The organism is Flavobacterium sp. UBA7663 (genome assembly GCF_002483315.1).
Classification (GTDB): Bacteria; Bacteroidota; Bacteroidia; order Flavobacteriales; family Flavobacteriaceae; genus Flavobacterium.
Genome location: NZ_DLHR01000028.1, coordinates 78,322 through 91,548 on the forward strand (window position 1 = coordinate 78,322; position 13,227 = coordinate 91,548).

Genomic DNA, 13,227 nt, shown 5'->3' on the forward strand with positions numbered 1-13,227 from the left:
TACAACTATGAGTCACAATATTAAACCTGGTGTTGCTACCGGAGATCAAGTACAAGAAATCTTTAATTACGCAAAACAAAAAGGATTTGCATTACCTGCTGTTAATGTTGTAGGATCTAGTACAATTAATGGAGTTTTAGAAACAGCTGCAAAATTAAATGCGCCAGTTATTATTCAGTTTTCAAATGGTGGGGCTCAATTTAATGCTGGAAAAGGATTATCAAACGAAAATCAAAAAGCTGCCATTTTAGGTGCTGTTGCTGGAGCAAAACACATTCATACTTTAGCAGAAGCTTATGGCGCAACGGTTATTTTACATACCGACCACTGTGCGAAAAATCTTTTACCTTGGATTGATGGTTTATTAGATGCTTCTGAAAAACATTTTGCTGAAACTGGAAAACCATTATATAGTTCTCACATGATTGATTTATCGGAAGAACCGATTGAAGAAAATCTTGAAATTTCTAAAAAATATTTAGAAAGAATGAGCAAAATGGGCATGACATTAGAAATTGAACTAGGAATTACAGGTGGTGAAGAAGATGGTGTAGACAATTCTGATGTTGATAGCTCAAAATTATACACACAACCTGATGAAGTAGCATACGCTTACGAAGAATTAATGAAAGTAAGTCCAAGATTTACAATCGCGGCTTCTTTTGGAAATGTACACGGTGTTTACAAACCAGGAAATGTGAAATTGACTCCAAAAATTCTTAAAAATTCTCAAGAATACGTTCAAAATAAATTCAATACTGGAAATAACCCTGTTGATTTTGTTTTCCACGGAGGTTCAGGTTCTACTTTAGAAGAAATTAGAGAAGCTATTTCTTACGGAGTAATCAAAATGAATATCGATACCGATTTACAATTTGCTTTCACTGAAGGAATTCGTGATTATATGACTTCTAAAATCGATTATTTAAGAACTCAAATCGGAAGTCCAGACGGAGCAGATAGTCCAAATAAAAAACACTACGACCCAAGAAAATGGGTTCGTGAAGGAGAAGTTACGTTCAACACAAGATTAGAACAAGCTTTTGCCGATTTAAATAATGTGAATACTTTATAAGTACAAAGTACGAGGTACAAAGTACGAGGTACAAAGTACGAAGTTTAAAATTTATTATTAATTGAAATTAGATGAAGATAAGGTTAGCCTTCCAACTTCTAACTTCTAACTTCTAACTTAATTATGGCTTGGTTTAAAAGAAAAGAAAAAGGAATTACAACCGCAACTGAGGACAAAAAAGATGTTCCTAAAGGTTTATGGTACAAATCACCAACTGGAAAAATTATTGACCAAGATGAATTGGCAAGAAACTTATGGGTAAGTCCAGAAGACGATTATCATGTAAGAATTGGTAGTAAAGAATATTTCGAAATTTTATTCGACAATAACGAATTCAAAGAATTAGATGCGAATTTAACTTCGAAAGATCCATTAAAATTTGAAGACACTAAAAAATATAGTGATCGTTTAAAAGATGTAATGGACAAAACCAAATTGAAAGACGCTATTCGTACAGCTGTAGGAAAATCGAAAGGAAAAGACTTAGTTGTTTCTTGTATGGATTTTGCTTTCATTGGAGGTTCTATGGGAGCTGTTGTTGGAGAAAAAATCGCTAGAGCGATTGACTATTCTATCAAAAACAAAGTGCCTTTTGTATTGATTTCAAAATCAGGTGGTGCTCGTATGATGGAAGCGGCTTACTCGTTAATGCAATTAGCTAAAACCTCAGCAAAATTAGCGCAATTAGCAGAAGAACAAATTCCATACATTTCGTTATGTACAGATCCAACAACGGGTGGAACAACTGCTTCTTATGCAATGTTAGGTGATATCAATATTGGTGAGCCTGGCGCTTTAATTGGATTCGCGGGACCACGTATTGTAAGAGATACAACAGGTAAAGATTTACCAGAAGGTTTCCAAACTTCAGAATTCTTATTAGAGCATGGATTCTTAGATTTCATTGCTCACAGAAAAGAGTTGAAAAACAAAATTAACTTGTATTTGGATTTGATTCAAAATCAAGAAATCAGATAAAAACAAAAATCCCGATATCACTATCGGGATTTTTTTATGCTTAAAACTTAGCTCGCAAAGCCAGGATAAAATTCTTTCCTGGTGCTACAATTCCTGAACTATAAGGTCGATAACGTTGGTCGGTTATATTTTCTAAACCTGCAGTAACGGTAAACAATTCGCTAAGTTTGTACATCGATTTTAAATTCAACGTATACCAACTTGGAGAATACGGATTTCCATTGCTGTCAATCGCGTAAATTTCTGGTTTTCCTTTTTCTTCTTCGGCTAAATTATCATACGAAACCTCATCGCTGAATTGCGCATTCAATTGTAAATCTAATTTAGAATTAGCATATCCCAAACGACCTACACCAAAAAACGGCGCAGCATGACGAGATGGACTTTTCTCTCCATTATCCAATTCTTCTTCTCCTTTTTGGAAATTCAAATCGCCATGGAAATAAAACCCTGTTGCCGATTTCACTTCAATTCCGGCTTGAATTCCGTATACTTTTGCATTAGCCGCATTTTGTATGGCTTGCACATTACTCAATTCGCCATCGTAGATGATTTCGGTAGCGCCATTCAAAGTAAAATCTCTTCTTACCATAGCATTTTCTAGCAAAGTGTAATAAGTAGAAACATCTACTTTTACATTCTTTCCAAATAATTTCGCCACATTCAAATCTACATTATAAGCATATTCGGCTTTCAAATCTGGATTAGGAACCACAACCGAACCAGGTTCTGAATCAAATACTTTTCCTAAATCATCCACATTAGGAGAACGGAAAGCGGTTGCTACATTAGAACTAATCACCCATTTCGCTGTTGGACGATATACCAAACCTAAACTTCCAGTTAAAGCGCCATCATTGATTTTTGCTTCAGTGAAAGGAAACGGATAAAAAGTAGTATCAAAATCAGCGTCTAATACAAACTGATTGTATCGCAATCCCGCTTGAAGCAACGTTTTTTCAGAAAATTTATACTGGTCATTTAGATAAACACCATACGAATTCCATTTGGATTGTGGATATCGAGCAGGTCCAGTTTGACTTGTTCCTGCAACAATATTTTCATCAACTCCTTCTGAGTTTACATCGTTCATTACATATTCCACACCGTAAAAAAGAGAATTATTAACACTCGTTTTCTTTGTGAAATCTGCATTTACAGAAACTGCATTTACTTTTTCGGTACGAATGGCACGATTTGGATTATTAAAATTACGACTGATTCTACTTTCTTCAAAAAACTGATGCGCCACTCGAATAGAAAGTTCATCATACACTTTCGTAGCTTGCATATTAGAAATTGACAAATTGTTCATAATCCATTTTTGTGGACCATAATCAAATTCGCCATAACGCGGCATTCCTGAATTAGTATAGCGAATATGTCTGTCATATCGCGAATAACTTGAAGTTTCCGAAAAATGAAAACCATATTGAAAATCCCACTTTTCATTGGGTTGAAAACGTACTTTTTGCATCAAATTGATTTGAGAATAAGCCGTTGGTTTCTGTACTAAAGGATCATCATTCGTTACCACTACATCTACTCCATTTTGTCTTTGCACATAAAAAGGTCGTAAATATTCATCTGGTCCGTGACTTCCCATTTTTAAATCACCAAAATCATTAGAACTGATACTCGTAACCGAAGCCCATTTTTTCCAACCTACATTGACATCAAAATGTCCTGTTTTTTCATTGTTAACAGAAGAGTATCTTGTAAAAGCACTTCCTGAAACAAATGGTTTTTCTTCCGTTGTAAATTGTGGTGTTAAGGTTTGGAAACTCATTACACCACCAATAGCATCGCTTCCGTAAATAACAGAACTTGGTCCAAATAAAACTTCTGATTTTTCAATTGCAAATGGATCTAACGAAATGACATTTTGAATGTTTCCACCTCTAAAAATTGCGGTATTCATTCGAACACCATCAATAGCATAAAGCAAACGATTGGTAGCAAAACCACGAATCATTGGGCTTCCTCCACCCTGCTGACTTTTTTGCATAAACACTTTACCAGAAACGGTTAGTAAATCGGCTGCCGTTTGCGGATTTTGCAATTGGATATCTTTTTTAGAAATAGAGGTGATTTTTACTGGAATATCTCGAGTATGTTGCTTCCAACGATTGGCGGAAACAATTATTTCATCCATTGCCAATAATGAAGGTGCTAAACTCAACTGAAAAGAAGCTAATTCCAATTGATTGTAACTCACAATTTGAGTTTCATATCCAAAAGATTGGATGATAATTTTATTAAACCCAACAAAATCAGAAACATCAGCCTGACCTCTGTTATTTGCAACAACATAGACTTTTTTATCCTCGGAAGCAAGCGTAACCGATTCTAATGGTTCACCCGATTCTTTGTCTTTTATGGTTATTGTTTGAGAAAATAACGTAGTTGTGAATCCAAAAAATATAATGAGTAATAATTGCTTAAGCATTATTTCCGAAATGTTTTAATAATTAGTGTGAACAAATTTACAAAATGATTGTCACTTATTGCCACAAATTACATGCCACTTCTAATAGCTTCCACTGGATCTAACTTAGATGCGGAAATTGCTGGAATAATTCCAGAAATTAATCCGATAAAAGCTGCTAATCCTGAACCTAATAACATGTTTGAAGCACTTAAAACAAACTCGAAATCTAAAGCACTTGACAATATTAAAGCAATAATCCAAACTAAAAACATTCCTACTATCCCACCAATTAATGATAAAATAATAGCTTCAAACAAGAATTGAAACAAAATGAATTTATTTTTAGCGCCTAATGCTTTTTGAATTCCGATTAAGTTAGTACGTTCTTTTACCGATACGAACATAATATTGGCAATACCAAATCCTCCCACTAAAAGTGAAAACGCACTGATAATCCAACCAATCATATTCATTTGACCTATGATGTTATCAATAAAATCGGTAAATCCAGATAATACATTTAGGAAGAAATTATCTATATCTCCTGTTTTTACACCTCTAAAGTTTCTCAGTTTTTGAGATAATTCAGCTTTAAATTCCTCAATATCAACTCCTTTTTCTGGTTTTATTAAAATCGCAGCACGCAGAGCATCATTTTCATCGCCATACATTCTTCTTAAAAAGTTCACTGGAAAAAATACGGCCACGTCATTACTGTCGCCAAACATACCTTGTCCTTGTTTTTTTAGCACACCAATAACTGTTAGTTTTTGTCCGTACAAACGAATTTTCTTTCCAATAGGGTCACTATTTTCAAATAAGCCTTTAGCTACTTCACTTCCTATTACGATAACAGGGCTTCCCGAATTGGATTCGGCTTCATTAAACAAACGTCCGGTTTCAATTTTAATAGGTTCAATATCAAAAAACTCATCTGTTGAAGGTTTCATTCGAATAGAATTCACCGTATTGGATTCGTATTTTACACTTTCGTTTCTTGCAAAGAAATTAAAAGAAATTTTTTCAATACTAGGAACACTTTTTTTCAAATATTCAAATTCATCGTAAGTTACTTTAGGAAATTGTTCTCTTTTCCAACGAGGCACTTCAGACGGACCAAATGAAAAATTCATCAAGTAAATGGTATTCATATCCATATCACTCAAATCTTCCTTGATTTTTTTATCCATAGAATCTACAGCAGCTAACACCGCAATAATGGAAAAAATACCAATGGTAACACCTAACAACGACAAAAGGGTACGCAATTTATTGTTGCGCAACGCGTTAATGGCAAAACTGAAACTTTCTGAAAGTAATCGTAAATATAAAAGCATAATATTGAGCTATAACTATAAGTAGAGTTATGTATGAAAATGTTACAAATAATTATTAAAAAATCCCTTCCAATAAAGTTTGACTATTTTAAGAAGTATAACTACTTTTGCACCACGAAAACAACAACATTTATCTGAGACTATTCAGATACAACAACACAACACCATGAACACAACAAAAAAAATTGCTTCGGCATTGATTTCTGTATTTGACAAAAACGGTTTAGAACCTATTGTTAAAGCCCTTCACCAAAACAATGTAACCATTTATTCTACCGGCGGAACCGAAACTTTTATTAAAGATTTAGGCATTCCAGTAGTTGCTGTAGAAGATATTACGGCTTTCCCTGAAATTTTAGGTGGAAGAGTAAAAACCTTGCATCCAAAAATCTTCGGTGGTATTTTAAACCGTCAAGACCATGCAGGTGATGTGGAACAAATGAAAGAATTCAATATTCCGCAAATCGATTTAGTGATTGTGGATTTGTATCCGTTTGAAAAAACAGTTGCTTCAGGTGCTGGTGAACAAGATATTATCGAGAAAATCGACATCGGTGGTATTTCTTTAATTAGAGCAGCTGCTAAAAATTTCAAAGACACAGTAATTGTTCCTTCAGTAGAGCAATATGCACCATTTTTGAATTTCTACACAGAAAATAACGGCGCTACCACTTTAGAAAACAGAAAATTATTAGCTTCAAGAGCTTTTAATGTTTCTTCACATTATGATTCAGCTATTTTCAACTACTTCAATCAAATTTTTGAAGAACCAGTTTTAAAAATAAGCAAGCAAAACGGAAACGTATTACGTTATGGCGAAAATCCACATCAAAAAGGATTTTTCTATGGCGATTTCGATAAAATGTTTACCAAAGTTCACGGAAAAGAATTGTCATACAACAATTTATTAGACGTTGATGCAGCTGTGAATTTAATGAACGAATTCAAAGGAGATAATCCAACTTTTGCAATTTTAAAACACAATAACGCATGTGGTTTAGCAACGAGAAATACGATGAAAGAAGCGTATTTAGATGCTTTAGCAGGTGACCCAACTTCGGCTTTTGGAGGTGTTTTAATTGCGAACGGAAAAATTGATGTCGCAACTGCGAATGAAATCAACCAATTGTTCTGCGAAGTGGTAATTGCTCCAGCGTATGATCAAGAAGCAATTGACATTTTAGAAGAAAAGAAAAACAGAATCATCTTAATCCAAAACGAAGTGGAATTACCACAAACAACCGTTCGTACTTGTTTAAACGGAGTTTTAGTTCAGGATAAAGACAATGTTACCGATTCAAAAGAACATTTAAAAACAGTTACAACGGCTGTTCCAACTTCAGAAGAAATCGAAGATTTATTATTTGCATCTAAAATTTGTAAACATACTAAATCGAATACAATTGTGTTTGCAAAGAACAAACAATTGTATGCTTCTGGAACAGGACAAACTTCAAGAGTAGATGCTTTACGTCATGCAATTGAAAAAGCAACTTCATTTGAATTTGATTTAACTGGAGCGGTTATGGCAAGTGATGCCTTCTTCCCTTTTCCAGACTGTGTAGAAATCGCAAACAAAGCTGGAATTACAGCGGTAATTCAACCAGGAGGTTCTATAAAAGACGAATTAAGTATTAATTATTGTAATGCCAATAACATGGCAATGGTATTCACTGGAATCCGTCATTTTAAGCACTAAAATTTACTTAAAAATATAGATTTTTAAAACGCATTAAAATATTATTTTTTAATGCGTTTTTATTTGAAAATATATCAGATAATTTTCATAGTTTTGCTAGTTGAATACTATTATACAAAAAACGCTAAACCCTTCTCTTACTTATGGGATTTTTTGATTTCATGACCGAGGATATCGCTATCGACCTTGGTACCGCAAATACACTAATCATTCACAACGATAAAGTCGTGATTGACAGTCCATCTATTGTTGCCAGAGACCGAATTACGGGCAAAATTATTGCCGTTGGTAAGGAAGCCAACATGATGCAAGGTAAAACTCATGAAAACATCAAAACCATTCGTCCGTTAAAAGATGGAGTTATCGCTGACTTTGATGCTTCAGAGCAGATGATAAAAATGTTTATCAAAAGTATTCCTGCTTTAAAGAAAAAATTATTCACACCAGCACTTCGTATGGTAATTTGTATTCCTTCTGGAATTACTGAAGTGGAAATGCGTGCGGTAAAAGAATCAGCTGAACGTGTAAACGGAAAAGAAGTATACTTGATTCATGAGCCGATGGCAGCTGCAATTGGTATCGGTTTAGATATTATGCAACCAAAAGGAAACATGATTGTGGACATAGGTGGAGGAACAACAGAAATTGCGGTTATTGCATTAGGCGGAATTGTTTGTGATAAATCGGTTAAAATTGCTGGAGACGTTTTCACAAATGATATCATTTACTACATGAGAACGCAACACAATTTATTTGTTGGAGAAACGACCGCTGAAAAAGTAAAAATTCAAATTGGTGCTGCTACTGAAGATTTAGATAGCCCACCAGAAGATATGGCAGTAGACGGAAGAGATTTATTAACCGGAAAACCAAAACGTGTTGATGTATCGTACCGAGAAATTGCAAAAGCATTAGACAAATCAATTCAACGTATTGAAGATGCGGTTATGGAAACCTTATCACAAACGCCACCCGAATTATCTGCCGATATTTACAACACCGGTATTTACCTTGCAGGTGGAGGTTCGATGTTAAGAGGTTTAGACAAACGAATTTCAATGAAAACAGATTTACCTGTTTACATCGCAGAAGATCCTTTAAGAGCCGTTGTAAGAGGAACGGGAATGACCTTAAAGAATATCAACAAATACAAAGGAATCCTGATTAAATAAAAAATAGTCCATGCAGCAAATAATTAATTTTATCATAAAAAACAGCTATCGATTGCTGTTTTTGCTGCTTTTGGGCATCTCATTTTCTTTGATTATAAAATCGCATTCCTACCACAGAAGTGAGTATGTAAATTCGGCTAATGCTGTTACAGGTGCTTACTATGAAAAAGTGAATGAAGTCAACGAATATTTAAGTCTAAAAGAAAAAAACAAGGACTTGGCTTCGGAAAATGCGTTATTAAAAGAATTGCTTTTTAATAAGAAAGACACCATTTTAACTTCTAAAACCCTATTTAGAAACGACCTTAACAATTACAATGTTGTGGTAGCAAAAGTGGTGAAAAATTCGTTTAACTCTCGCGAAAATTATATCACCATCAATTCTGGAAAAAATTCTGGAATTGAAGTCGATATGGGAGTAGTAAATGACAAAGGGATTGTAGGTTTAATTGAAAAAACATCAACAAACTTCTCCACCATTCAAAGTGTCTTGAACACCAAATCGAAGATTAATGCGAAGATTAAAAACTCGAATCACTTTGGTTCTTTAATTTGGGATGGCCGAAATGTTGGTTTTGCTCAACTTATCGATGTTCCTAGATTGGCTTCTTTAAAACACGGAGATTCTATCGTAACAGGTGGAAATTCAGATATTTTCCCAGAGAATATTCCAATTGGAAAAATTGATAAGATTTTTATTGATAAGAAAACAAATTATTATACTATCAATATTCGTTTGTTCAACGACATGACATCGCTTGGTTATGTGTATGTAATTGAAAACAAAAGAAAAAAAGAGAAAAAACAATTAGAATTAGAAACCACAGCACCTAAAAAATAGTGAACAATAACATTTTAAATAGCATACGTTTTGTTGTTTTTTTACTTCTACAGATTTTAATATTCAATAATATTAATCTGTTTGGGTATTTAAATCCGTATCCTTATGTGTTGTTTATTTTACTATATCCTGTTAATAGCAATAAAAGTATTTTACTATTAAGCAGTTTTACAATGGGAATCCTTTTGGATATGTTTTGTAATTCAGGCGGAATTCACACAATGGCATCTTTGGTTTTGGCATACATAAGACCATCACTTTTTAAATTTGCTTTTGGATTGAGTTACGAATATCAAACTGTAAAAATTGCTGATAAAATTTCGCCTGAGCGAATTACATTGTTGCTATTAGCTATTTTTATTCATCATTTCATCTTATTCTTTTTTGAATATTTCAGATTTGATTTGATATTTACTGTTTTATTACGAACACTATTTAGTACCCTGTTTACGTTTATTATATGTTTGTTAACCATCTATTTAATCAAGCCAAGCAATAGACGATGAGAAAAGCTGTTTTACCTGCCGTAATCATTATTACTTCCATTCTTCTGATTGTACGAATTTTCTATCTTCAAGTAATTGATGAAAATTTAAAACTACAATCGGAAAATAATGCTATTAAAAAAGTTTTCGATTTTCCAGAAAGAGGTTATATCTATGATCGTAATGGTAAACTTTTAGTAGCCAATCAGCCTTCGTATGATATCATGGTTGTTCCGAGAGAAATCAAAAATATTGATACAACCGAATTTTGTAATTTACTTCACATTACAAAGGATTATTTTATCAAGAAAATTGAAAAAGCGAATGTTTATAGCCCAATTCTTCCTTCGGTCTTCCTGTCACAATTAAACAAAGCTGAATATGCTGCTTTTCAGGAAAAAGAAAGAAAATTTGAAGGATTTTATACACAAAAACGTTCTTTACGTGATTATCAAGTTAAAGAAGGTGCTAATATTTTCGGATTTATTACACAGGTTAACGAAGCTATTCTTAATAAAAACAAATACTATAACAGTGGTGATTTGATAGGAAAGCAAGGTGTTGAGCAAGAATATGAAGAAATTTTACGAGGAATTAAAGGCGTTAAGTACTTACTTCGTGACAAACACAATAAAATTATTGGTCCTTATAAAAAAGGGCAATTTGATACCATTGCTCAACAAGGAAAAGATTTAACACTCACTATTGATCACGCACTTCAGCAATATGGCACGGAATTGATGATTAATAAAAGAGGTGGTATTGTTGCTATCGAACCTAAAACAGGAGAGATCTTAGCTTTGGTTTCTGCACCTACATATGATCCAGCTTTGTTAGTTGGAAGACAACGTTCAAAAAACTATACCGCTTTATACAACGATTCGATTTCAAAACCATTGTACGATAGAGGTCTTCAAGCAACGTATCCTCCTGGTTCACCATTTAAAATCGTTACGGGATTAATTGGATTGCAAGAAGAAGTAATTGACGAACAAACTACTTTTTATTGTAATCATGGAGCCAATTTTGGACGTTTTATGAAATGCCACTGCGGTCTCCACAGCCTACAATTAAACAACGGAACTTATAAATCGTGTAACAGTTATTTTGGAAACACGTACAAAAGAACCATTGAAAAATATAAAGATTCGTATTACAGCGTTGACAATTGGGCCAACCATGTTAAAAGTTTTGGATTGGGACAATTTTTAGGAACCGATATGCCAATTGGTGCGAAAGGTTTGGTTCCAACGTCAAAAATGTATAAAAAAATGTACAATGGGGCTCCGATAAGAAGTTCATACATTATTTCGAATTCCATCGGACAAGGTGAAGTTTTAACTTCACCAATTCAATTAGCCAATATGATGGCAGTTGTTGCCAATCAAGGATATTATTATACACCACATATCGTTAAAAAGATAAAAGGACAACCTTTAGATAAAAAATTTACAACAAAGCATTATTCTACTATTGATAAGCAATATTTCCCTCCTATAATTCAAGGCTTGGCAGATGTTTACAATAACCCGATAGGAACTGCAGCAGGCTTAAGAGTACAAGGTCTTAATATTTGTGGGAAAACGGGAACTGCTGAAAACAAAATTAGAGTAGCAGGAAAAACCTATCAATTAAAAGATCACTCTATTTTTGTAGCCTTTGCGCCGCAAGAAAACCCTAAGATAGCAATTGCGGTATTTATTGAAAATGGTTATTGGGGAAGTCGTTGGGCTGGACCAATTGCTACTTTAATGGTTGAAAAATATGTAAATGGCAAAATCACTCGTAAAGATTTAGAAGATAGAATGCTAAATGGAAGTTTACTTTCAGAATATGAAAAAATTGAAAACATTATTTTTCAAAGAAAAGTAGATCCAACAAGAGTTCAAGATTCTTTGAACAAAGTCAATGTAGAAATTAGCGAAGCCAAAAAAGAAGAAGAGGAAAACTAGATGAAAAATCAAAGCGTAGGAAATAGAATCGATTATATCTCCATATTACTTTATATAGTATTAGTAATCATGGGCTGGATGACTATTTATTCCGCTTCTTTACCTTTAGAAGAAACTTCAATTTTTGATATTTCTCAAATTTATGGTAGACAAATGCTCTTCATTGGTTTGACCATTCCTCTTATTTTTATCATCTTATTCACCGATGCTAAAATTTTCGAACGTCTTTCCTTTGTGTTCTATGGTTTAGGAATTATATTATTACTTGGTTTATTTGTATTTGGAGTTACCAAAAAAGGACAAACCAACTGGTACCAATTTGGAGGCTTTGGTTTTCAACCTTCCGAATTCGTTAAAACGGCAACAGCTTTATTATTAGCAAAATACCTAAGTTATTCCCAAATTAATTTAAAGTATACCAAACATCAAATAATAGGTTTAGCTATCGTTTTTATTCCAGTTGCGCTAATTTTAATGCAACCCGACGCCGGTAGTGCTATGATTTTCATTTCACTAATCTTTGTCTTGAATCGTGAAGGATTGCCAAGTTGGTACTTTTTTTCGGGCATAATTGCTATCGCATTGTTCTTTCTATCATTAGTAATTCAACCTACTTATTTAATCGGGATTGTATTTATAATAATGGTAATTCATTACATATTTAATCGAAAAATTTCTAGAAATCCTATTGTTTACGGATTGCTATACTTAGTTATGGCTGGATTTGCGTTCTCGGTAAGTTATGTTTATGAAAGTGTTTTAGAACCACACCAAAAAGATCGTATCAATGTATTAATTGGGGATGATGTTGACATGAAACGAGAAGGATACAATTTAAACCAATCAATGATTGCTATTGGTTCTGGAGGATTATTAGGAAAAGGTTATTTAGAAGGCACACAAACTAAAGGTGGTTTCGTACCTGAACAACATACCGACTACATTTTTACAACGGTAGGTGAAGAATGGGGATTCATTGGAAGTATAACCGTAATTTTATTATTTGTAGCCTTATTTTTAAGAATTATCTATTTAGCCGAAAATCAAAAAACCAAATTCAGTAGAGTTTACGGCTATTGTGTGGCTACTTATTTATTCACCCATTTCTTTGTAAATATTGCTATGCTTATTAAATTGTTCCCAACAATTGGAGTACCTCTACCCTTTTTCTCTTACGGAGGTTCAAGTTTATGGGCATTTACAATATTACTTTTTATCTTTATTAAACTAGATGCAAATAAAGTAAATGAGTGGTAA

General features: G+C 33.5%; 10 protein-coding genes. 8 read left to right on the forward strand and 2 right to left on the reverse strand.

The window, feature by feature from the left end; all coding sequences use genetic code 11:
• Window positions 1–7 precede the first annotated feature (7 nt).
• Together fbaA and accD are read left to right on the forward strand one after the other, a co-directional pair.
• Entirely contained in the window at window positions 8–1,075 is a 1,068-nt protein-coding gene (gene fbaA / locus B2741_RS12210) for a class II fructose-bisphosphate aldolase (protein WP_291139325.1), read from the forward strand.
• A gap of 123 nt (window positions 1,076–1,198) precedes the next feature.
• Window positions 1,199–2,053, forward strand: coding sequence for an acetyl-CoA carboxylase, carboxyltransferase subunit beta (accD, locus tag B2741_RS12215; RefSeq protein WP_291139328.1), 855 nt, complete (start codon window positions 1,199–1,201; stop codon window positions 2,051–2,053).
• Window positions 2,054–2,093: 40 nt separating this feature from the next.
• Here the strand turns inward: accD and B2741_RS12220 are convergent, their stop codons facing one another.
• Window positions 2,094–4,502: a TonB-dependent receptor plug domain-containing protein gene (locus B2741_RS12220; RefSeq protein WP_291139331.1), complete on the reverse strand. Its 2,409-nt coding sequence runs from the start codon at window positions 4,500–4,502 to the stop codon at window positions 2,094–2,096.
• Window positions 4,503–4,570: 68 nt separating this feature from the next.
• Window positions 4,571–5,821 (reverse strand): ABC transporter permease, encoded by a 1,251-nt coding sequence (locus B2741_RS12225; protein ID WP_291139334.1) that lies wholly within the window; start codon window positions 5,819–5,821, stop codon window positions 4,571–4,573.
• 166 nt (window positions 5,822–5,987) lie between these two features.
• Here B2741_RS12225 and purH point away from each other — a divergent pair, with 166 nt between their 5' ends.
• From purH to rodA, 6 genes are all read left to right on the forward strand, one after another.
• Window positions 5,988–7,520, forward strand: a complete 1,533-nt coding sequence (gene purH / locus B2741_RS12230; protein ID WP_291139337.1) for a bifunctional phosphoribosylaminoimidazolecarboxamide formyltransferase/IMP cyclohydrolase — start codon at window positions 5,988–5,990, stop codon at window positions 7,518–7,520.
• Window positions 7,521–7,663: 143 nt separating this feature from the next.
• Window positions 7,664–8,692, forward strand: a complete 1,029-nt coding sequence (locus tag B2741_RS12235) for a rod shape-determining protein (RefSeq protein WP_026725280.1) — start codon at window positions 7,664–7,666, stop codon at window positions 8,690–8,692.
• Window positions 8,693–8,702: 10 nt separating this feature from the next.
• The gene (mreC, locus tag B2741_RS12240; RefSeq protein WP_290821860.1) at window positions 8,703–9,533 is read left to right on the forward strand and encodes a rod shape-determining protein MreC; all 831 of its coding nucleotides are present in this window, start codon (window positions 8,703–8,705) and stop codon (window positions 9,531–9,533) included.
• 173 nt (window positions 9,534–9,706) lie between these two features.
• The gene (locus B2741_RS12245; protein ID WP_349680410.1) at window positions 9,707–10,039 is read left to right on the forward strand and encodes a rod shape-determining protein MreD; all 333 of its coding nucleotides are present in this window, start codon (window positions 9,707–9,709) and stop codon (window positions 10,037–10,039) included.
• Window positions 10,036–11,970 (forward strand): penicillin-binding protein 2, encoded by a 1,935-nt coding sequence (mrdA, locus tag B2741_RS12250; RefSeq protein ID WP_291139344.1) that lies wholly within the window; start codon window positions 10,036–10,038, stop codon window positions 11,968–11,970. The genes B2741_RS12245 and mrdA overlap by 4 nt, the downstream gene beginning before the upstream one ends.
• Entirely contained in the window at window positions 11,971–13,227 is a 1,257-nt protein-coding gene (gene rodA / locus B2741_RS12255) for a rod shape-determining protein RodA (protein WP_291139347.1), read from the forward strand.